The following is a 22,455-nucleotide window of genomic DNA, read 5'->3' on the forward strand; positions in this document are numbered from 1 at the left end:
CCATGCGTTTAGGCGTGATTGCAGACGACTTTACCGGTGCAACGGACATTGCCAGCTTCCTGGTACAGAACGGTCTGCCTACCATTCAGTTCAACGGCGTGCCGGAAGGTCATGACGATGTGAGCGCGCAGGCGATTGTCATCAGCCTGAAGTCACGTTCTTGCCCGGCACAGCAGGCAATCGATCAGTCTCTGGCAGCGCTGGCGTGGCTGCAACAGCAGGGTTGCGATCGTTTTTACTTCAAATATTGCTCGACCTTCGACAGCACCGAACACGGCAATATCGGCCCGGTGACCGATGCACTGCTGGCCGCACTGGGCGAGACGCAAACGGTGATCTCACCCTCGCTGCCGGTAAACGGTCGTACCGTGTATCAAGGCTATCTGTTTGTTGCCGACCAGCTGCTGTCTGAATCGGGCATGCGTCATCATCCGGTGACACCAATGACCGACAGCAATCTGGTGCGTCTGATGACGCGCCAGGCGAAAGGGCAGGCGGCGGTGATCAATGCTGCTCAGCTGGACAAAGGCGCGGAAGCGGTTCGTGAACAGCTGGGTGAGCTGAAAGCGCAGGGCATCAACTACGTGGTGCTGGATGCGCTCAACGAGCAGCATCTGCTAACCCAGGGCGAAGCGCTGAAAGAAACCGTGCTGGTGACCGGCGGTTCCGGCCTGGCAATCGGTATCGCACGCGCCTGGGCCACTCAGCAGCAAAACAGCGATGCCGAGCAAGCCGGACGTCCACAGGGCGAACGTGCGGTGGTGATTTCTGGCTCTTGCTCACAGATGACCAATCGTCAGGTACAGGCTTATCGCCAGCAGGCGCCATCACATGAAGTGCTGGTTGAGCGCTGCCTCGACGATGCTGAAGGCTACGCGCAGGAACTGTGCGATTGGGTTGCCGCGAATAACCAACAGCCTCTTGCACCTTTGCTATTTGCCACTGCCGATGCCCAGCAACTGCAGGCAATTCAACAGCAGTATGGCGCGGCACGCAGCAGCGAAGCGGTTGAGCACTTGTTTGCCGCCGTCACCCGTGAACTGAAATCACGCGGCTGGCAGCGCTTTATCGTCGCCGGTGGCGAAACCTCTGGCGTGGTGGCACAAAGCCTGGGCGTAACGGCCTTCCACATCGGCCCGATGATCTCCCCTGGCGTGCCGTGGGTGCGTGACATCCAGCAGCCGCTGTCGCTGGCCCTGAAGTCAGGCAACTTTGGCGACGAACAATTCTTTGCCCGCGCACAAACGGAGTTTTCAGCATGACCGAACAACAAGCACGCGAAGAGATGGTGCAACTGGGCGCCTCCTTTTTCCAGCGCGGTTACGCCACCGGTTCAGCCGGCAATCTTTCACTGTTGCTGGAAGATGGCAATCTGCTGGCGACACCTACCGGCTCTTGCCTCGGCGAACTGCAGGCCGACCGCCTGTCAAAAGTGACGATGCAGGGCGAGTGGATTTCGGGCGACAAGCCTTCTAAGGAAGTGGCGTTTCACCGCGCGCTCTATCTAAACAATCCCGCCTGTAAAGCGGTGGTGCATCTGCACAGTCACTATCTGACGGCGCTTTCGTGCCTCAACGATCTCGACAGCGAAAACTGCATTCGCCCGTTCACGCCCTATGTGGTGATGCGCGTGGGCGATGTGCCGGTCGTACCTTATTACAAACCGGGTGATGACCGCCTGGCTGAAGATCTTGCGCAGCTCGCGCCACGTTACAACGCTTTCCTGCTGGCCAATCACGGCCCGGTAGTGGTGGGTAAATCGCTACGTGAAGCCGCGAATAACACTGAAGAACTGGAAGAGACCGCGCGTCTGATGTTCACGCTCGGCGACCGCTCTATTCGTTATCTGACTGATGGCGAAGTGGCGGAATTGAGGAATTACTGATGCCTAAGTTTGCAGCCAATTTATCCACGCAGTTCGGCGAAGTGCCGTTTATTGAACGCTTTGCCGCAGCGGCGAACGCCGGTTTCCGTGCCGTTGAGTTTCTGTTCCCGTATGACTATCCGGCCGAGGTGATCAAAGCCGAGCTGGAGAAACATCATCTGGAGTTGGTGCTGTTCAACACCGCAGCCGGAAACGTGCAGGCCGGGGAGTGGGGCGTATCCGCGATTCCTGGTCGTGAAGAAGAGGCGCGTGCCGATATCGATCGTGCGCTGGAATATGCACTGGCGCTCAACTGCCCGCAGGTGCATGTGATGGCGGCGACAGTGCCCAACGGTGCCGATCATGCCGCTTACGAAGAGACCTTTGTGCGCAATATGCATTACGCTGCTGAGCGTTTTGCGCCGCACGGTATTCGCCTGCTGCTGGAAGCGCTGAACCCGGTGACGAAGCCGAACTATCTCTACTCCAGCCAGTATCAAACGCTGGCGATGATGGAACGTATCGATCGTCCGAACGTGTTCACGCAGTTGGATCTGTTCCATGCGCAGCTGGTGGACGGCAATCTCAGCCATCTGATTCGCGAATACGCCGGACGTTACCGCCATATCCAGATCGCCTCTGCGCCGCATCGTCACGAACCAGACGAAGGTGAAATCAACTATCCGTACCTGTTCAGCCTGCTGGATGAAGTCGGCTATGACGGCTGGGTCGGCTGCGAGTATTTCCCACGCGGTCGCACCGAAGCGGGCCTCGGTTGGTTCGCGCCTTACGCGAAATAGCTTTTGTTGTACCGCCCAGCACAGTGCGTTGCGCCCTGTGCTGGGAAAAAATTGCCTGAATCCGTCAATACCAGAGAAAGATGTACCCAAATTATACTAATAGAATTAGAGGTTTATCATGTCAACCGCGTTGCTATTAGCTATCGCTACTGCCAGCATTGTCATACTGCTGCTGTTGGTGATTAAAGCCAAAGTCCATCCGTTTGTTGCTTTACTGATTGTCAGTTTGATCGTCGCCATCAGTACCGGTATTCCGGCTGATAAGATCATGGAAACCATCTTTAGCGGCATGGGCAACCTGCTGGGTCATATCACCATTATCATCGTGTTGGGGGCGATGCTTGGTGCAGTGATTGAAGCCTCGGGCGGTGCCGAATCGCTGGCGCAGCGCTTCAGTAAATCGCTCGGTATCAAGCGTACCGTCGCAGCCTTAACCATGGCGGCGTTTATCCTCGGTATTCCGGTGTTCTTTGAAGTCGGCTTTATCATTGTGATCCCGCTGATTTACGGCTTTACCAAAGTGGCGCGTGTCTCGCCGCTGAAGTTTGGTTTGCCGATGGCGGGCGTGATGTTGACCGTGCATGTAGCGTTGCCGACACACCCAGGCGCAGCCGCCGCCGCCGGTATTCTGCATACCGATATGGGCTGGTTAATGATGCTTGGCATCCTGATTTCGATCCCTGTGGGTATCGTCGGTTACTACGTGGCAAAAGTGATGAACCTGCGTCAATACCACCTCTCAGTGGATGTACTTGAGCAGTTGCAGCTGGCGAAACCTGAAGGCACGCCAAAAAGCGAAGTGCCACCACCGGGTGCGATGACCATTGCGGGTCTGATTGTGGTGCCGATTGTGTTGATCGTGTTGGGGACGCTGGCGCACACCATGCTGGCGGAAGGCAGCATTCTGCGTGACGTGATGACGGTGATTGGTAACCCGCCAATTGCCCTGCTGATTGCGCTGGCCCTGGCGGCATGGTTACTGGGCGTGCGTCGCGGCTGGAGCAAAGAGAAGCTGGAAGATCTGACCGGTCGCGCAATTCCTGGCTCTGCAAGTGTGATTCTGGTGGCGGGTGCGGGCGGTGCGTTTGGTAAAGTGCTGGTGGAATCCGGTGTCGGTAAAGCCCTGGCGGTGACGCTGGAAACCCTGCATTTGCCGCTGGTGCCCGCTGCTTTTATCTTGTCACTGGCATTGCGTGCGTCTCAGGGATCGGCCACGGTGGCGATTCTCACCACCAGCGGTTTGTTGAGTCAGGCGGTGGGCGATGTGACCGATATGCAACGTGTGCTGGTCACATTGGCGGCGTGCTTCGGTGGCCTGGGCTTGTCCCACGTTAACGATGCCGGTTTCTGGGTGGTAACACGTTATCTGGGGCTATCCGTCGCCGATGGCCTAAAAACCTGGACGGTGCTGACTACGCTGATGGGGTTAAGTGGTTTTGCGCTGACCTGGCTGGTGTGGGGGATGATTTAAGGTTCACAGCGGTCGCCATTAAGGCGACCCTTAAGTGACAACGGGTATGGCGCACATTTATGTGCGCCTGCATCTGAAATGCATTTTAAACGAACATCAATCTGATACACATCTGTGCACACCAGGTTGCGATATGCCGCGATCACGCGTGTGAGCGATTAAGACACCAACTCCTGCGCATACAAATACAGTGCTTTCAACTGTGCCATCTTCTCCGCGTTATCCTCATGCAAACTCGCTAACGACTCCAGCTCTAACAGGAACGCCTGCACGCGGTCAGCATTCAGCGCTTCACGGCGATGCTGCAACCAGCGCTGCTGCTCTTGATCATCCAGCGTGCCGGGGAAGTTACGCGCACGATAGCGGAATAGCAGCTTCGCAATGCGTTTATCGTCGAAGGTCAAATCCAGCGCCGGTAAATTCTGCGGCGGCGTTTGACGCACGATGTTCATCGCTGCGCGATCGGCATCGCTGAAGAAGCCGTCATAAAGTTGTGCATCGACATCATCCGATGGCTTAAACGGCTCGGCTTCCGCAAACAGCGTCACCGCTTTCTCACGCACTTCAGCGTGCTGACGCAGCAGCGCCAGGTTCGCCAGACAGCGTTCACGATCGATATTCAGGCGTGCAGCATCTTCGGGACGTAAGGTATTCGCTGGGGCTAACACCGGGCATTTATTAATATGCACCAGCTTAATCGGTACCGCCGCGCGGTCGCCCAGTTCACTCTGTTTGGTGTACAGCCGCTCGCGCAGTTCATCCGTATCCAGTTCCAGCAGCGGGGACATATCGCCCGCCAGATCCACCACGATCAGCGCATTACGATTATCCGGATGCCATGCGACAGGCACTACCCAGCTGGTGTTGCCGCGCGCCGCGCCGAACATGCCGGAGACGTGCACCAGCGGCTTCATCTGCGGAATATCAATCAGGTTCATCAGTTTCTGCTTGTTGCGATGGGTAAACAGAAACTCAAACAGCTTCGGCTGCTTCTCTTTCACCAGTTTAGCCATCGCCAGCGTGGCATACACATCCGACATCGCATCGTGCGCCTGTTCGTGCGCCACGCCGTTGGCCTTGGTGAGATGTTCCAGTTTGAAGCTAGGGAAGCCGTCATCATTTTCCGGCCAGATAATGCCTTCCGGGCGCAGGGCATAACAGGCGCGCATCACATCCAGCAGATCCCAACGTGAGTTGCCGTTCTGCCAGCTCCAGCCGTAAGGATCGAAGAAGTTGCGATAGAAGATATTGCGCGTCACTTCATCATCGAAGCGCACGTTGTTGTAACCGATCACACAGGTTTGTGGCTCGGTAAACAGCCCATGAATGCGTTCAGCAAATGCCGTCTCTGTTACGCCGCGCGCTTTAGCCACCTGTGGCGTGATGCCGGTGATCATCACCGCTTCCGGCTGCGGCAGATAGTCATCAGCGGGCTGGCAGTAAAACACCTGCGGTTCACCTACGGCGTTGAAATCTTTATCGGTGCGCAGCCCGGCAAACTGCGCCGGACGGTCCAGTGAGGGACTTTTACCGAATGTTTCGTAATCGTGGAACAAAAAGGTGAACTCAGAGGCGGGCACGGCAGTATCCTGGCAATAGAAAATCAACGCACAGAATAGTCGTGTGCAGCAGGCAGCACAACCTTGTTTACCGCTGCTGTGGGCAGGCGCACAGCATTTGTCCGCAGTTCATACTTTTTTTCAATTTATTCAACTATCCAGGCGCTAATTGCCGTAAAACGTGCGGCGGTAAATTCATTTTTTGATTTGAGGAAGAAGTGTTGAAAAGGCGTCTGCTGGTAACTGTATCTGGAATGATTGTTTGGGCATCACTGGCACACGCTGACGACAGCATGCCATTCCCACTGACGCCTCCGCCGATCGATGCGGCTTCGTGGGTGTTAATGGACGCCACCACGGGCCAGATCCTCACTGCCGGCAATCCCGATGAAGAGCGTAACCCGGCCAGCCTCACCAAGCTGATGACTGGCTACGTAGTGGATCGCGCGGTTGATCAGAAAAAAATCACCCGTGATGATGTGGTCACCGTGGGTAAGGATGCCTGGGCTGCAGGTAATCCGGTGTTCAAAGGCTCCTCACTGATGTTCCTCAAGCCCGGCGACAAAGTGACGGTACGCGATCTGATGCGTGGCGTGATCATCGACTCCGGCAATGACGCCTGTGTGGCGCTGGCGGATTATGTGGCGGGCAGCCAGGACAGCTTTGTCAATATGATGAACAACTACGTACAGAAGCTCGGTCTGACGCATACCCATTTTGAAACCGTGCACGGCCTGGATGCACCCGGCCAGCACACCACCGCACGTGATTTGGCGGTGCTGTCGCGTGCCATCATCAATGGTGAGCAGGACTTCTACGCCATGTACGCGGAGAAAACCCTGAGCTGGAACGGGATTACGCAAAATAACCGTAACGGTTTGTTATGGGATCAAAACCTTCACGTTGATGGCATGAAAACAGGCCATACTGAAACGGCAGGTTTCAACATCATTGCGTCAAACATTGTTGGTCGTCATCGCCTGATTGCGGTGATCATGGGCGGTAAGAGCTCGAAAGGACGTGAAGAGCAGGCGCGTAAACTGCTGGTATGGGGCCAGAATAACTTCGATACCGTGCAACTCTTCCATGCAGGTAATAAAATCGGCACCGAAAACGTCTGGTACGGCAATCCGCACAAAGTGGATGTCGGCACCACTCAGGATATTTATCTGTCTCTGCCGCGCACCGAAGTTTCAAACGTCATGGCGAAATATGTGATTGAGCGTAAAGATCTGGAAGCACCGCTTAAAGCCGGTGAGCAGGTGGGTGAAATCCAGGTAATGGACAAAGACAAGCAGCTGGCGAGCTATCCGCTGTATGCCCTACAAGGTGTGGATAAAGCCGGCATCATCACGCGTATCAGTGACTACGTAAAACAGAAACTGTAATCCGCAGCGGATAGCTGAGTCGCTCCCATGGCTCAACAGCATGGGAGTGAAACAGTGAGGCTTTCTGCTGCTGAACGGAGGCAAAAGTATGAAAGCATCAATCGTCGAGCGTAATCCTCAAAGCTGGCTGGGTTACCATCTGCAGGGCCCGTGGCAGGAAACCGTGCCGCGCGGGTTTAACCAGCTTAAAAGCTGGGTCGAGCAGCATGGCATGGCCGGTGAGTGGCTGGCCATCTATTACGGCAATCCTGAAGTTCTGCCGCCGGAAGAGCTGCGGGTTGAAACGGTGATCACCGCGCCTGCCGATGCGGTGCCCTCCTATGGCGACGACATCGAACAAGGGTTGCTGCCCGGTGGGCAATATTTTCATGCGCGCATGGAAGTGATGAATAACGATTTCTTCACCGCCTGGCACAGCCTGTTTGATCATCTCAAGACGAAAACCGACTGGCAGGTGGATAATCGTCCCTGCTTCGAACACTACCTTTCCGACGGCTTTGACAGCGGCGACTGGCTGGTGGATATGTACATTCCGGTACGTGCAGCCGACTAATATCATCAGTGCGTTACTTCTATGTTTCATAAGAGAAAATAAGATGTAGCGCACTTGTTGAATCGCAAAAAAAGAGCGGAAATAGTGCTGCGCAGCACTCAATGTTCGTGTCGCGCCAGGGTAACATAGCGCGCAAATTTTTATCGTTCCCGGACCACCATGTTACGCGCCGACAAACCCATCTCTGCCATTGAGTTCTGGTTCTACCGCCACTATCGCGCTGTGCACGGCGTGCGCATCGCTATCGCCTTTGTGCTCTGTTTTCTGTTTGTGCGTTTGACGGATATTCCGGAAGGCACCTGGCCGCTGATCACCCTGGTGGTGGTGATGGGGCCGATCTCGACCTGGGGCAATGTGTTTCCGCGTGTGATCCAACGCATCAGCGGCACCTTTGCCGGACTGGCATCGGGTTTGATTGCTCTGAAGCTGGAACTGATCTCGCTGCCGATGATGTTGTCATGGTGCTTCGTGGTGATGATTATTTGCGGCTATCTGACGCTGGGTAAACATCCTTATATGGCGCTGTTGATTGGTATCACGCTCGGCGTGGTGGTGGGTGCGCCGGCCGGTGACTTCACTGTGGCGCTGTGGCGTGGCGGCGATGTGATCCTCGGTTCGATTATGGCGCTGCTGTTCAGTGCGATTCTCGCTCAGCGCGCCTACACGCACTGGCGCATTCAGCTGTCCGATTCATTTCTGGCGATGGCGAAACTGCATCACACCGGCTTTTCCGCTAACCTGCTGGAAAAACCCCGACTCAACAAACCCTTCCAGAAACAGCTGACCAGCGTCATTAAGATGCGCGCACTTCTGGAACCGGCCAGCAAAGAGACGCGCATTCCTAAATCGGTGTTTGAAGCGATTCAGACCATCAACCGTAATATGGTTAACACGATGCAGATGCAAATTGATGCATGGTGGTCATCACGTGAGAGCCACCTGTTGCTGCTCAATGCCCCGACGCTGCGCCGCAGTCAGAAAATGACCGAAGACACGTTGAACGCGCTGGCCACATTGATGGTGAAAGGGGAGACGGAAGGCGTGATCGCCAACAGCCATGAACTGGAAGAGATAACCCAGGAACTGGAACAGTTGATTGCCAACCGCAGCGGGCGCTTAGAGACCACGGCGATCTATGGCTACGTGTGGTTGAGTCTGGAACAGGCGCGTCAACTGGAGCGCATTACGGACCTGGTTCGTCTGGCACTGCGCAAATAGTTTTCTCAGGCAATGACTTAATGTGAATCACCCTTTCTTTGCGCTAAGATAAGTGCCAGTCCGAAATTAGCTGTGAAAATTGCGAATCCAGCTAGCAAGCCGCTAAGCTGTAGCTCATGACTATTCCGCCTGCCGCGGCAGGCTCAAAGAAAGGTGCCAACATGGAAAATGCCAAGCAATCATTTCAGGACGTTCTGGAGTTTGTGCGTATGTTTCGTCGTAAAAACAAACTGCAGCGCGAAATCGTGGATAACGAGAAGAAAGTCCGTGATAACCAGAAACGTGTGTTGCTGCTGGACAACCTGAGCGAGTACATCAAACCAGGCATGAGCGTTGAGGCGATTCAGGAAATCATTGCATCCATGCGTGTGGACTATGAAGATCGCGTCGATGAGTACATCATCAAAAATGCTGACTTGTCGAAAGAGCGTCGCGAGCTGTCGAAGAAGTTGAAAGCGATGGGTGAACCAAAGCCGCAGTAAAAATGTTGGGACCGCAAGGTCCCAAATTTTTTGCAGCGTAACGGCTTCCGCACTGCCTGCCGTGGCGTGCGCAATAGCCTGTGCTGCTTTAACCTGGTCAGGCTTTGGGTTTTAATTGTCGCGCTAATGCCTGCAACTGACCGGCGATCTCCGCTATATCCACATCCCCTTGCATCGGCGCAGCTGTCGTTTCGCGCAATATCAGCTCGGTTACCAGCTGCAGGGGCTGTACAGCTTCTCCGGCCAGTTCCGCCAACAAGCGGTCCACAGATACCGCACCCAACTGCTGTAAATCCTGACGCACGGTGGTGAGCGGCGGCTGATACCACGCGCTCTCGGCAGTGTCGTCATAACCAATAATCGACATCTCTCCAGGAATTTTCACGCCGTGTTGGTGCAGTGCACGCATCGCCCCAAGCGCCATCTGATCGTTCGCCACCAGCATGGCCTGTGGCAGGCGGTCCGGCAGCAACTGCAATAGCGCCTGATACCCGGATGCCGCACTCCAGTCGCCATGCAGTACGCATATCGGCTGCAACTGGTGTGACGATAACGCCCGTTGCCATGCAGTGAAGCGCGCCCGCGCCGAAGCCGAACTTTCAGGCCCATTCAGCACGCCAATCTGCTGGTGGCCCAGCGCGACGAGATGCTCCACTGCCTGCTGCGCACCGGATTCACTCTGATACTGGCACTGGCTGACAGCAGCATGTTGTTCAACATCGAGAAACAGCACAGGCTTGCTGCCGCACTGCTGCTGCACCTGCGCCGCCTGTTCAGCATCGAGCGGCAGGTTGATGAGTAGTGCATCCACGCGCTGCGCCAGCAGTTCATTCACCGTATCCTGGGCATTTCCGGCCGCATTCGCCATGGCGATCACCAGATGGTAACCCTGTGCGGCGGCACGTTCATGGATCGCAGAGGCAATCTGTGCCGGGGCCATCAATGCCAGATCGCTGGTGGCCAGCCCCAGCGTGCGCGTGGCTTTTCCTGCCAGCTGCTGTGCCACGCGGTTGGGCACATAGTTCAGCTGTTGCATCGCGGCTTCGACTTTGGCGCGCGTGCGTGGCGAAACCTGCACGGAATGGTTGAGCACACGGGAAACGGTCTGGTAGGAAACCCCCGCCAGTGCAGCGACATCATCGAGGGTAACGGAACGCGCAGTCATAAACTCTCCTGAATCTGATAGCGGCGAGTGTAGCAAATTTTTCTCTGCTGTCGCGGAGTTAAGCCGCTACACTGCCAGTGTTAATGCGAGGAGAACGCGATGCAGCTCAATAGCCAACAGATTCAGGATATCAATACGCTTGCGGCCTGGCTGGCGCTTGACCACATGCCGACAGATGGCACGCTCGAGGTTGATTTGGCAATTCTTGCCGGTCACGCGGTACTGCCCAACGTTGAAGGTGTGATTGCGCTGGCGAAGAAGTATCAGCTGCCTCTGATGATCAGTGGCGGTATCGGTCATTCCACGGTGTTACTGGCGGAGATGATCGCTAATCATCCCCTTTATCGTCAGATTTCAACCCAAGGTAAAAGCGAAGCAGAGTTGCTGGGCGACATGGCGCGGGTGTTTGCCGCACTGCCGGACGATCAGCTGCTGCTGGAGACCGCCTCACGCAACTGTGGTGAGAATGCCGCCTTCAGCCAAAAACTGCTGGATGAGCAGAAGTGGCAGCCGCAGCATGTATTGCTGGTGCAGGACCCACTGATGCAGCGACGTACCTGGGAAACCTTCCGCTACCAGTGGCGTGACCGTGCCGACGCACCCGAATTTATCAGCTGGCCGGTGTTCGTCCCGCAGGTGATGATGGATGCGGGTATGCTGCGCATTATCGGTGCGCCACCGCAAGGATTGTGGTCGATGGAGCGTTTTCTTTCGCTGCTGATGGGCGAGATCCAGCGCCTGCGCGATGATGAAAACGGCTACGGTCCACGCGGCAAAGGTTTCCTCGGGCATGTGGATATCCCGGACGAGGTAGAAGCAGGCTGGCAGCGCTTGATGCAGCTGAAGGGCGTGCAGTCGCGGCTTGGATAAAACGCGTATAACCCCGATGCGGTGCACTTTATTGCGCATAGGTCGGCGATTTGGCTCTGTCAGGTTCACGCCTAACCCCGTAGCGGCGCAATTCATTGCGCGTAAGTCAGCGAATTAGCCTTCTCAGATTCGCGCGATAATATAGCACCGCAACGGTATTAACCTGCGATTTAACGATTCTGCAAATACACCTGCAAATTCACATACACCGCATTCAACAACGGGGTGTTCACACCATTGCGCGCGCCGCGCACCAGCAAATCACCGATGACCTGATCCGCTTCAATTTCATAACCCTGGGTTAAATCGCGGTACATCGAGGAGGTCATCGCCACCTGCGGATTATTCAACGTTTCATAAATCTTCGCCGTTACCGCTGGCCGTTCCTGATAGCCGTCAGCGCTGAGTACGGAAAGTACCTCGGCGAAAATCCCCTGCAACAGCGCCTCTCCACCTTGGGATCGCAACACCTGTTGGGTATTACCTCGCGCGATGCAGCATACCGCCCCTAAGGTGCTCAGCAGCAACCACTTCTCCCACAGTTCGCTGATGATGTTGTCAGCAAAGACCGTATCGAACTGCGCGATGTTCAGCGTCTCATCGACACGTTGCAGACGTGCATCATTGTGCCCATCGAGTGCACCGTAGTAGAGGATATGCAGTGGCGTCATCTGCACCACTTCACCTTGTTCACCCAGCGTGGCGTTGATTTTGCACAAGCCGCCAATCACCTTGTCGCCAAAGTGTGCGCGCAGCGTATCGATATGCCGCATGCCGTTGAGGATCGGCATGATCCGCGTTTCTGGCCCTACGGCGGGTGCAATATCTTCAATCGCCTGATCGAGCCCGAAGCTTTTCACCGTCAGGATAATCAGATCAAACTGGCCGGTAAGTTTGCCGGTTTGCGCCAGCTGCGGCTGAATCACCTCTGTGCCGCCCGGTGTTTTTAGCACCAGACCGTTTTGTTGCAGTTGCTGAAAACGGCGCTCGCGCACCAGAAAAGTCACATCACGTCCTGCTTGCGCCAGACGTGCACCGAAATACCCGCCGGTGGCACCGGCGCCGACAACCAGAATGCGCATGGTTAGATTTCCCGTTGAGAGTGAGACCCTTACCATAAATCGGGAAGGGTTAAGCTTGCCAGCCCGTAAATGCTGAAACCGATGCAAGATTTTCACGATGGCTAAAAAAGGCTCAAACTGTTCGTATTTATTCGTACAATGGGTCTATGCTGTTGCGCAGCGGCGGGCAATGGTGCTCGCCCACTTTTCCAGTCGAACAGACTAAGGACGCATCATGCCCCGACCCCTACCTATCGAACGTTACCGCAATATCGGCATCTCCGCGCACATCGATGCCGGCAAAACCACCACCACCGAGCGCATTCTGTTTTACACCGGGATGAGCCACAAGTTGGGTGAAGTGCACGATGGCGCGGCAACCACCGACTGGATGGCGCAGGAGCAGGAGCGCGGCATTACCATCACCTCGGCGGCAGTAAGCTGCTACTGGCCGGGCATGGATGGCAGCTTCACGCCGCACCGCATCAACATCATCGACACACCCGGACACGTCGATTTCACCATCGAAGTGGAGCGATCCATGCGCGTGCTGGATGGTGCCGTGATGGTGTATGACGCCGTCGGTGGCGTACAGCCGCAATCGGAAACCGTGTGGCGCCAGGCCAACAAGTATCATGTGCCGCGCATTGCTTTCGTTAATAAGATGGATCGCCAGGGAGCGGACTTCTTCCGCGTGGTGCAGATGATGAAAGATCGTCTGCATGCCAACCCCGTGCCGATTGTGATTCCGATTGGTGCGGAAGAGCACTTCGCAGGCGTGGTGGATCTCAACAAGATGCGCGCCATCTATTGGGATGACGCCAGCCAGGGCATGACGTTCAGCTATGCGCCGATCCCTGATGAGTTGCAGGCGCTGGCTGCCGAATGGCGTGAGAATATGGTGGCCGCTGCGGCGGAAGCCAGTGAAGCGTTGATGGATCGTTATCTGGAGCAGGGTGATCTGAGCGAAGAAGAGGTCATCGCGGGCTTACGTCAGCGCACGTTGATTGGCGAGATCCAGCCGATGCTGTGTGGTAGCGCGTTCAAAAACAAAGGTGTGCAGCGCATGCTTGATGCGGTGATTGAGCTGATGCCGTCGCCGCTGGACGTGCCGCCGGTTTCCGGTGTGAACGAAAAAGGCGAGCACGATGAGCGCCATGCTGATGACGATGAACCGTTCTCGGCGCTGGCCTTCAAACTGATGAGCGATCCCTATGTGGGCCAACTCACCTTCGTGCGTGTCTACTCCGGTGTATTGCGCAAAGGCGATAGCGTGTGGAATGCGGTGAAAGGGCGTAAGGAGCGCATCGGACGTATCGTGCAGATGCAGGCTAACGATCGCATCGAAATCGAGGAGATTCGTGCGGGTGATATAGCCGCCTGTGTCGGTTTGAAAGAGGTGACCACTGGCGAAACGCTGTGCGATCCGAATGCGGTGATCACCCTGGAACGCATGGAGTTCCCGGACCCGGTAATTTCGCTGTCGATTGAGCCGAAAACCAAGGCAGATCAGGAGAAAATGGGGCTGGCGTTGCAGCGTTTGGCCGCAGAAGATCCGTCATTCCGCCTGCACACCGATGAGGAGTCAGGCCAGACGATTATCTCCGGTATGGGTGAGTTGCATCTGGAGATCATCGTTGATCGCATGAAGCGTGAATTCGGTGTGGAAGCCAACATTGGTCGGCCACAGGTCACCTATCGCGAAACCATTCGTAAGACGGTGCGCGATGTGGAAGGCAAGTTTGTGCGCCAGTCGGGTGGTAAAGGTCAGTATGGCCACGTGGTGCTGACGCTGGAACCGCAGGCAGCAGGCGCAGGTTTTGCCTTTGAAGATGCCACCAAGGGCGGCGTAGTGCCACGCGAGTTTATTCCTTCGGTGGAGAAGGGGATTCGTGAAGCGCTCAATTCCGGCGTGCTGGCGGGCTATCCAGTGGTGGATCTCAAGGCCACACTGACTTTCGGTTCGTATCATGACGTCGATTCGTCGGAGATGGCTTTCCGTATGGCAGCGATTTTTGGCTTCAAAGCCGCCGCGAAACAGGCCGATCCGGTGATCCTTGAGCCGGTGATGCAGGTGGAGGTGGAAACGCCAGAGGATTACGCCGGCGGGGTGATGGGCGATCTCTCTTCGCGTCGCGGTACGCTGCAAGGTATGGATGAGCGCTTTGGTGCGCGCATCATCCGAGCCGAAGTGCCGCTGTCAGAGATGTTTGGCTACGCCACCACGCTGCGATCCATGTCGCAGGGCCGTGCGACTTACAGCATGGAATTTGCGCATTACGCTGAAGCGCCACGCAATGTGGCCGAGGGAATTATTGCGTCACGCGCAGAGTGATTTTGGGGCGGCAAGGATGCTGCCACTTAATACCCTTTCATCTATCCATTCGTCACATTCGCATAAATGCGGAGGGCTGCATGCCGTCGTTAAGGATGGCGCTACGGTTTTATTTCCCGCCTTAAATCATTTCATCACAACCTTTGCCACTATTGTCGTTTTACATTTATTTATCCGGATTTTAATAATTTAGCGGAAATTAAAAACAGGCCGGAATTCGGGCTGATTAAAATAACACCTGCTATCACCAAGGATAATATGAAAATAAACGCAATTTCTCTGGCGCTGGGCTTAAGTTTGCTTGGCGGTGCGCTTCACGCTGTTGCTGCCGATAAACCGGTCAGCGGTGGCAGTTTGACGGTGGGCGTCGAAACCGAACCCACGACCTTTAACCCGCAACTGAACGGGCAGGACAAAGCCGAAATCACCCTGCGCAATTTCTGGGAGTCGCTGCTGGCACGCCGCCCTGACGGCAGTTTTGTGCCGTGGCTGGCTGAAAGCTATCAGGCCAGCGAGGATGGCAAAACCTTGCGCTTTAACCTGCGTCGCGATGTCACTTTCTCCAACGGTGAAAAATTTGATGCCAATGCGGTGGCTGAAAACTTCCGCCAGACTCAGGTGGCACAGTACTGCGCGGGCACCAGCTTGTGCCTGATGGGGTCGCACATCGACAAAATTGAAACCCCTGATGACCATACTGTGGTGATTACGTTGAAAGAGGTCTATTCCCCGTTCCTCTCCTTCGCTGCGGGACTGCAAATTCTCTCACCCTCCAGCTGGAAATCGTCGCAGCTGAAATCGGGCGGCACGGAGATTGCCGGCACCGGCCCGTTTATCCTGCAAAGCTACGAAAAGGGTCAGCAGGTCACTTACGTCAGAAACCCGAAATACAACTGGGCGCCTGCCACGGCGAAGCATCAGGGGCCAGCCTATCTTGACCGCGTCACCTATCGCTTCCTGCCGGAATCCTCGGTGCGTACCGGGGCGCTGCTGTCCGGGCAAGTGGATGCCATTGAAGGGATTTCGGGTAATGATGCCGGTGAGTTCAAGGACAACAGTGATTTCACCTACCAGCACGCGCTCAATACCGGTACGCCGTACTCGCTGTTCCTCAACGTCGAGTATGGCCCCACGCAGGATGTGAAAGTGCGCCAGGCACTGCTACAAGGGCTGGAGATCGACCCGCTACTGAAATCGGTGTATCGCGGTGAGCGTACGCGCGCGTGGGGCATTACCTCACCGATTGATCCGCTGTACAACAACGAACTGGAAGGGAAGTACGGCAATAACCCGGATGCCGCCAACAAGCTGCTGGATGAAGCAGGCTGGCAAACCCGTGATAGCGAAGGCTTCCGCAGCAAAAATGGCGAGCGACTGCGCATTGAGCTGATTCAGGCACAGGCCACGGTGCGTGACCAGCGCGACGTGTTGCTACAGGCGATTCAGGCACAGGCGCGCCAGCGGTTGGGCATCGATCTTAAGCTCAACTACGTTGATTCCGGCACCTACGCGGATGTGCGCAAAAGCGGAAAATTCGGCACCATCGCCAACTCCAACACCCCGACTGATGGCGTAGATATTGAGAACCACTATCGGCCGATCGCCCAGGGTGGCGCGATTAACTACAGTCGTGTCAATGATGCTGGTCTCAATGCACAGCTGGATAAGGCCGCTGCCACACTGGACTTGCAGCAACGCCGTCAGTATTACAGTGAGTTGCAGCAGCGTGCACTGCTTCAGTTGGCCTTAGCGGTGCCGTTGTACGAACCCGAAGATCAGCTCGCCACCGCCAGCTACGTGCACGGTTACGGCTTCCGCAGTTATAAACAGATGCCGGAAAGCGTTTACGATGTGTGGTTAAGCAAACACTAATTGGTAAAACGATTGGTAGCGGCATGATTTATTGCGTGTGCATCAGAAGCAACTTTATTGCTTATGGGTGCGCGATAAATTTTGCCGCTATGCTATGCGCCAAATAAAACGCTTCTGTTATTTCCCACAATTAACAAATCCATTGCCACTATTCTCGTTTTACTTTAATTCCCCGGATTTCAATAATTCCCTGAAGATAAATTCAGGAAACCCCAACATGAGCCAATCCATCCAAATCGCCAAACCCGACGATACCGAAGAGATATTTGCCCTGTTACAGCGTGCGTATGCCTCGCTGGTGGCGCTGGATGTGCACTTCACCATTTCGCAGGGCAACGTTGAGCAGGTACGCCGCGTCATTGAACAGGAAACGGTGCTGGTACTGCGTAAATGGGAGCGCGCTGTTGCGACAGTCACGGTGCGCTTTCCGTGGCAGCAGGAAACCGATGCGCCGTCGTCGCTGCCGTTTATCCACTGGTTCGCCGTGGACCCAGACTACAAAGGGCAGGGCTATGGTCGTGAAATCATCAGCTATGCCGAAGACACCCTGTTGAAAGAGACGCTTAAAGCGCCGGGTCTCTATCTGGCAACCGCCACCAAACATCCGTGGCTGAGTGAGCTTTATTTGCGTCGCGGCTATCAGCCGTTTTATCACCGCACCAATGCATTGGGCGAAGCGCTGGTGTTCCTGAAAAAGGAATTCAACCCGCAGCCGATCGCCAGCATTGCCTGATTCACATCATTTAAAACAACAGGGACTTTATGAAAGCGAATTCGATCACGCTGGCGCTGGGGCTGGCGTGCCTGCTGAGCACCTCGGCCACGCTTGCCGCAGAATCCCCGCGCAGCGGCGGTTCACTGAACTATGGCGTGGAAACCGAACCAGCACCCTTAAATCCACAGTTAAACGGGCAGTCCAAAGCAGAAGTGACGCTGCGCAATGTATGGGAATCCCTGCTGGCGCGTCGCACCGATGGCAGCTTCGTGCCGTGGCTGGCGACGGGTTACGAGGTCAGCCCAGACGGCAAAGTTTATCGCTTCACGCTGCGTCGCGATGTCACTTTCTCGAACGGTGAAAAACTGGATGCCAACGCGGTGGCGGAGAACTTCCGCCAGGTTCAGGATCCAAAATATTGCGCCGGAACCAGCATCTGCGCCCTGAGCGCACGCATTGCCAGCGTTGAAACACCCGATAACGACACCGTGGTGATCACCCTGAAACAGGGCTATGCGCCATTCCTGTCGTTTGCTGCCAAGCTGCAGATTCTGGCTCCCGCCAGCTGGCACTCACCGCAACTCAAAGCGGGCGGTAAAGAGATTGCGGGCACCGGTCCTTTCATCATCGAAAGCTACGAAAAGGGCCAGCAACTGACACTGGTGCGCAATCCGCATTACCACTGGGCACCGGCCACCGCACATCATCAGGGTCCGGCATATCTGGAGAAAGTAACCTATCGCTTCCTGCCGGAATCCTCGGTGCGCACCGGCGCATTGCTCTCCGGCCAGCTGGATGTGATTGAGGGGATCTCCGGCAATGATGCCAGCGAGTTTAAAGACAGCGCAGATTTTACCTACCAGCACGCGCTGAATACCGGCACGCCTTATTCGTTGTTCCTCAACGTTGAATATGGCCCAACGCAGGATGTGAAAGTGCGTCAGGCACTGTTGCAGGGGCTGGATATCGATCCGCTGTTGAAGTCGGTGTATCGCGGCGAACGCACCCGCGCGTGGGGCATCACTTCACCAGTTGATCCGCTCTATAACAACGATCTGGAAGGCCAGTACGGTAATAACCCGACAGCGGCGAACAAATTACTGGATGAGGCCGGATGGCAAGCGCGCGATGGTGAAGGCTTTCGCAGCAAAGACGGTCAGCGTCTGAGCATTGAAGTGATTCAGGCGCAGGCCACGGTGCGCGATCAGCGCGATGTGCTATTACAGGCGATTCAGGCGCAGGCGCGTCAACGTCTCGGCGTCGAAATCAAATTGCGCTATGTCGATTCCGGCACCTATGCCGACGTGCGCAACAGTGGTCACTTTGGCTCGATTGCCAACTCGAATACCGAAACCGACGGCATTGATATCGAAAATCACTACCGTCCGGTGAAAGCCGGTGGCGCCATCAACTACAGCCGCGTTAATAGCCCGGAAATCAACGGCTGGCTCGATCAGGCCGCCGCAACGCTGGATATCAATCAGCGCCGCAAATACTACAGCCAGCTCCAGCACTATGCCCTGACGCAGCAGGCGTTAGCGATTCCACTCTATGAACCGGAAGACCAAATCGCTGCCGCCCGCTACGTGCGCGGCGTGGGCTTCCGCAGCTACAAACAGATGCCAGAAAACGCGTACGACATCTGGCTCAGTGATCATTAATCAGGAGGCGAAGATGAGTCTGGAAAGCATTGTCACCCGCACCCCGCGACCGCGTCGGCCTTCAGTCTGGCGCAGTGAACTGTCGCGCCGCATTGTCGGCCGTCTGCTTGGCGGCCTGCTGGTGCTGTGGGCTGCCGTGTCGCTGGCTTTTCTCGGAGTGCATCTGGCACCCGGCGATATTGTTAGTTTGCTGATCGGTGAACAGCTACGCACCCCAGCGATTGAAGCGGCGATCCGTGCAGAATGGGGATTGAATGAGCCACTGTGGTGGCAATATCTGCACTACCTGTGGCGCGTACTCCATGGCGACTTTGGTCGCTCTTATATGCTCAACACTGAAGTCAGCCATCTGCTGGCTACCCAGCTGTGGCCGACCATCAAACTCACGCTAGCGGCACTGCTGGTGAGCATTTTGTTTGCGGTGGTGATGGCGGTTGCAACGGCCCATCGTCGCGTTGGGCGTCGAGTGGCAAACAGCGTTGAACTGCTGCTGGCTTCTACGCCGTCATTCTGGATGGGCATCGTGCTGCTGTTTATCTTTAGCTTCACGCTGCGCTGGTTCCCGGTGGCAGGCGATCGTTCACTCTCCTCATTGGTGCTCCCAGCGCTGGCATTGGGACTGGCGCAAGGGGCGGTGATCGCCCAGCTACTGCGTCGTGAACTGGAGCGTGCACTGGATGCACCCTTTACCCTGACGCTGCGTGCCTGGGGCGTAGGGGAAACCACCATTCGCTTGCGACATGCGCTGCGTCATGCCGCGCTTCCCGCGGTGACCTTAACCGGCTGGCTGGTGGGCGGATTACTCAGTGGCGCAGTGATTACCGAACAAGTATTTGGTCGCCCTGGCCTCGGCAAACTCACCGTCGATGCGGTGCTGGCCAAAGATCTGCCGGTGGTGCTGGCGGTGGCGATTCTCTCGGCGTTGATCTACGTGGTGATGAGTACGCTGGTCGATATCTTATCGCTGTGGATCGATCCGCGTCTGCGTGGGGAGAACAAATCATGATTGCGGCCCTTCAACGTCTTCCCTTGTCACTGCCCACTGCCGTGTGGCTGGCGATTCTCTACCTGGTGCTGCTGGCGGTGGCGGTAATTGCGCCGGGCGTGCTGACCCATAGCGATCCGTTGCTGGCCGATCCGGTTAACGCGCAGCTAGCGCCTTCTGCTGCCCACTGGCTCGGCACCGATCAGCTGGGACGCGATCTGCTGACGCGCGTGATTTACGGCAGCCGCTATTCGCTGCTGATCAGCGTGGCGGCAATGGCATTGGCGGTACTGTTTGGCACCTTGTTGGGCCTGATTGCGGCACTGGCACGTGGCGTGATCGATGAGCTGCTGAGCCGCGCAGTGGATGTGATCTCCGCCTTCCCGGATCTGCTGCTGGCACTGATGCTGATCGCGTTTACCGGACCCGGCACCAACAACCTGATTATCGCACTCGGTGTGGCTTCCGTGCCGCGCTTCGCCCGCGTGGTGCGTGCGCAAACCTACGCGGTAATGACCTCCGGCTACGTTGAGCAGGCACGCACCTTTGGCTTGTCACGCTTCACGTTAATCACCCGCCATATTCTGCCGCACGCCATCGCGCAGGTGCCGGCGCTCGCCACGCTGGGACTCGGCACCGCCATTATCGGCACCGCCGGTTTGAGCTTCCTCGGCATGGGACCGCAACCGCCGACCGCCGAATGGGGCCTGATGCTGGCAGAAGGGCGTAACTATCTGCGCAACGCCTGGTGGATCGCGGTGTGGCCCGGCGTGTTTATCACCCTGACCGTGATTGCGGTAAATACCTTAGGCCGCCACTGGCAGGCTCGTTTTGAAGGAAGAAGCGCATGAGCCAGCCGTTTATCGATATTCAAAATCTCAGCATCCGTTTTGGTCCACAGCAGGTGGTGAAAAGCCTCAACTTACAAGTGTGGCCGGGTGAGTCAGTGGCGCTAGTGGGAGAATCAGGCTCGGGTAAAACCCTGACGGCACGCAGTTTACTGGGATTATTGCCCGACGGCGCGGTGCTGACCGCCGATCGTTTTACCATTGATGGACGTGATATGCGTATGGCCACTCGCTATGACTGGCACGCGCTGCGCGGACGTCGCATCGGCTATGTATTGCAGGATGCGCTGGTCTCGCTCGATCCACTGCGCCGTATTGGGCAGCAACTCAGCGATGCGCTCAACGCGGCGGGACAGCGTGATGCGATTGAGGAAAAGAGCCTGGCTCTGCTAAAAGCGGCAGGTATTCACGATGCCGAAAGCCGACTGGCACGCTATCCGCATCAGCTATCCGGCGGCCAACGCCAGCGTGCGCTGATTGCCACTGCGCTGGCAGGGAGCCCAACGTTACTGATTGCCGATGAACCGACCACCGCACTGGATATGACGGTGCAGCGCCAGATTTTGCAACTGCTGGCTCAGCGCCGCCGGGAAGGGCATGGTCTGCTGCTGATCAGCCACGATCTGGCGGTGGTGGCGGAACTGGCGGATCGCGTGCTGGTGATGCGCGATGGCGAAGTGGTGGAGCAGGGCCACAGTGGCCCGCTGCTGCAGCGTCCGCAACATGCCTGGACACAGCGCCTGCTACGCGCGGTGCCAACCCCCGCCACGCGCGGGATGCGTTTGAGTACCACCGAACCCACACCGTTACCGCCGCGTCCAAAGCCGGGCACCACGCCGTTGCTGGAAGGCATCAATCTGAATAAAGCCTATGGCGATCGCCTGGTGCTGAACAATATCAATTTTCAGCTACATGCGGGTGAGACGCTGGGCGTGGTGGGCGAATCCGGCTCGGGGAAAACCTCGCTGGTAAAAGTGGTGATGGGCTTAACCGAACCCGACAGCGGCACGCTACAGCTGGAAGGTGAACGCTGGGACCGCCTGCCAGAGAAAGCCCGTCGCGCACGCCGTGCCAGGCTGCAGCTGATCGCGCAGGACCCGTTTAGCTCTTTCGATCCACGCTACACGGTGGAAAAAATCATCGGTGAAAGCCTCGACAGTGTTGGCATCTATGGTGATGCGCGTCGACAGCGCGTGCGCCAGTTGCTGGATGAAGTGCAACTGGGTGACCACTTCCTGCAGCGCTATCCACAACAGCTTTCTGGCGGGCAGCGCCAGCGCGTGGCGATTGCGCGCGCCTTTGCGCCGAATCCGGCACTGCTGGTGGCCGATGAGCCGGTGAGCGCACTGGATGTCTCAGTGCAGGCACAGGTGCTGGATCTGCTGGCGGAGATGCAGGCCGAGCACGGCACCGCACTGCTGTTTATTTCCCACGATCTCGGCGTGATCCAGCATCTGGCGGATCGCGTGCTGGTGATGCAAAACGGACAGATCGTCGAGAGCGGGGCACTGACCCAGGTCTTTGCCGCACCGCAGCATCCGTGGACGCAAAAACTACTTCAGGCGCTGCCGGCGATACCCGACTGGCAGCCCGCACACGCTTAACAGG

General features: G+C 56.5%; 19 protein-coding genes. 16 read left to right on the forward strand and 3 right to left on the reverse strand.

Features of this window, described 5'->3' with window-relative positions:
* Positions 1-2 precede the first annotated feature (2 nt).
* The 4 genes from otnK (at position 3) to F3J37_RS04380 (ending at position 4,135) form a co-directional block, all read left to right on the forward strand.
* Complete coding sequence (otnK, locus tag F3J37_RS04365; protein WP_166932099.1) at positions 3-1,262, forward strand: 3-oxo-tetronate kinase; 1,260 nt, start codon at positions 3-5, stop codon at positions 1,260-1,262.
* Positions 1,259-1,885 (forward strand): 3-oxo-tetronate 4-phosphate decarboxylase, encoded by a 627-nt coding sequence (gene otnC, locus F3J37_RS04370; RefSeq protein ID WP_034824702.1) that lies wholly within the window; start codon positions 1,259-1,261, stop codon positions 1,883-1,885. Before otnK ends, otnC begins: the two co-directional genes overlap by 4 nt.
* The gene (locus tag F3J37_RS04375; RefSeq protein WP_166932101.1) at positions 1,885-2,664 is read left to right on the forward strand and encodes an HPr family phosphocarrier protein; all 780 of its coding nucleotides are present in this window, start codon (positions 1,885-1,887) and stop codon (positions 2,662-2,664) included. The genes otnC and F3J37_RS04375 overlap by 1 nt, the downstream gene beginning before the upstream one ends.
* Before the next feature lie 118 nt (positions 2,665-2,782).
* Complete coding sequence (locus F3J37_RS04380; protein ID WP_097116684.1) at positions 2,783-4,135, forward strand: GntP family transporter; 1,353 nt, start codon at positions 2,783-2,785, stop codon at positions 4,133-4,135.
* A gap of 158 nt (positions 4,136-4,293) precedes the next feature.
* On the opposite strand, the gene sbcB is transcribed toward F3J37_RS04380, so the two are convergent.
* Entirely contained in the window at positions 4,294-5,715 is a 1,422-nt protein-coding gene (gene sbcB, locus F3J37_RS04385; RefSeq protein ID WP_166932102.1) for an exodeoxyribonuclease I, read from the reverse strand.
* Between the two features lie 200 nt (positions 5,716-5,915).
* Here sbcB and dacD point away from each other — a divergent pair, with 200 nt between their 5' ends.
* From dacD to tmaR, 4 genes are all read left to right on the forward strand, one after another.
* Positions 5,916-7,082, forward strand: coding sequence for a serine-type D-Ala-D-Ala carboxypeptidase DacD (gene dacD, locus F3J37_RS04390; RefSeq protein ID WP_205298864.1), 1,167 nt, complete (start codon positions 5,916-5,918; stop codon positions 7,080-7,082).
* Between the two features lie 88 nt (positions 7,083-7,170).
* Positions 7,171-7,635 carry a GyrI-like domain-containing protein gene (locus tag F3J37_RS04395; RefSeq protein WP_166932105.1) on the forward strand — a complete coding sequence of 155 codons (465 nt, stop codon included), beginning with the start codon at positions 7,171-7,173 and terminating at the stop codon, positions 7,633-7,635.
* Between the two features lie 159 nt (positions 7,636-7,794).
* A complete protein-coding gene (locus tag F3J37_RS04400; protein ID WP_034824691.1) occupies positions 7,795-8,853 on the forward strand; it encodes an FUSC family protein in 1,059 nt (352 codons plus the stop codon).
* A 161-nt stretch (positions 8,854-9,014) separates the two neighbouring features.
* Positions 9,015-9,335, forward strand: coding sequence for a PTS system regulator TmaR (gene tmaR, locus F3J37_RS04405; RefSeq protein WP_034824689.1), 321 nt, complete (start codon positions 9,015-9,017; stop codon positions 9,333-9,335).
* A gap of 97 nt (positions 9,336-9,432) precedes the next feature.
* Here the strand turns inward: tmaR and F3J37_RS04410 are convergent, their stop codons facing one another.
* Positions 9,433-10,500, reverse strand: coding sequence for a LacI family DNA-binding transcriptional regulator (locus F3J37_RS04410; protein ID WP_166932106.1), 1,068 nt, complete (start codon positions 10,498-10,500; stop codon positions 9,433-9,435).
* Positions 10,501-10,599: 99 nt separating this feature from the next.
* Here F3J37_RS04410 and F3J37_RS04415 point away from each other — a divergent pair, with 99 nt between their 5' ends.
* The gene (locus F3J37_RS04415) at positions 10,600-11,370 is read left to right on the forward strand and encodes a YdcF family protein (RefSeq protein WP_166932107.1); all 771 of its coding nucleotides are present in this window, start codon (positions 10,600-10,602) and stop codon (positions 11,368-11,370) included.
* Between the two features lie 170 nt (positions 11,371-11,540).
* On the opposite strand, the gene F3J37_RS04420 is transcribed toward F3J37_RS04415, so the two are convergent.
* The gene (locus tag F3J37_RS04420; RefSeq protein ID WP_166932108.1) at positions 11,541-12,452 is read right to left on the reverse strand and encodes a ketopantoate reductase family protein; all 912 of its coding nucleotides are present in this window, start codon (positions 12,450-12,452) and stop codon (positions 11,541-11,543) included.
* A 214-nt stretch (positions 12,453-12,666) separates the two neighbouring features.
* Here F3J37_RS04420 and fusA point away from each other — a divergent pair, with 214 nt between their 5' ends.
* The 7 genes from fusA (at position 12,667) to F3J37_RS04455 (ending at position 22,451) form a co-directional block, all read left to right on the forward strand.
* Positions 12,667-14,766: an elongation factor G gene (fusA, locus tag F3J37_RS04425; protein WP_097116691.1), complete on the forward strand. Its 2,100-nt coding sequence runs from the start codon at positions 12,667-12,669 to the stop codon at positions 14,764-14,766.
* A 258-nt stretch (positions 14,767-15,024) separates the two neighbouring features.
* Complete coding sequence (locus tag F3J37_RS04430) at positions 15,025-16,638, forward strand: ABC transporter substrate-binding protein (RefSeq protein ID WP_166932109.1); 1,614 nt, start codon at positions 15,025-15,027, stop codon at positions 16,636-16,638.
* A 217-nt stretch (positions 16,639-16,855) separates the two neighbouring features.
* Complete coding sequence (locus F3J37_RS04435; protein ID WP_166932111.1) at positions 16,856-17,371, forward strand: GNAT family N-acetyltransferase; 516 nt, start codon at positions 16,856-16,858, stop codon at positions 17,369-17,371.
* A gap of 29 nt (positions 17,372-17,400) precedes the next feature.
* Complete coding sequence (locus F3J37_RS04440) at positions 17,401-19,014, forward strand: ABC transporter substrate-binding protein (RefSeq protein WP_166932113.1); 1,614 nt, start codon at positions 17,401-17,403, stop codon at positions 19,012-19,014.
* A 13-nt stretch (positions 19,015-19,027) separates the two neighbouring features.
* A complete protein-coding gene (locus F3J37_RS04445) occupies positions 19,028-20,020 on the forward strand; it encodes an ABC transporter permease (RefSeq protein ID WP_166932115.1) in 993 nt (330 codons plus the stop codon).
* The gene (locus tag F3J37_RS04450; RefSeq protein ID WP_166932116.1) at positions 20,017-20,850 is read left to right on the forward strand and encodes an ABC transporter permease; all 834 of its coding nucleotides are present in this window, start codon (positions 20,017-20,019) and stop codon (positions 20,848-20,850) included. Before F3J37_RS04445 ends, F3J37_RS04450 begins: the two co-directional genes overlap by 4 nt.
* Positions 20,847-22,451: a dipeptide ABC transporter ATP-binding protein gene (locus tag F3J37_RS04455; protein ID WP_166932118.1), complete on the forward strand. Its 1,605-nt coding sequence runs from the start codon at positions 20,847-20,849 to the stop codon at positions 22,449-22,451. The genes F3J37_RS04450 and F3J37_RS04455 overlap by 4 nt, the downstream gene beginning before the upstream one ends.
* Positions 22,452-22,455 lie beyond the last annotated feature (4 nt).

Source organism: Candidatus Pantoea communis (genome assembly GCF_011752685.1).
Taxonomy (GTDB): Bacteria; Pseudomonadota; Gammaproteobacteria; order Enterobacterales; family Enterobacteriaceae; genus Pantoea; species Pantoea communis.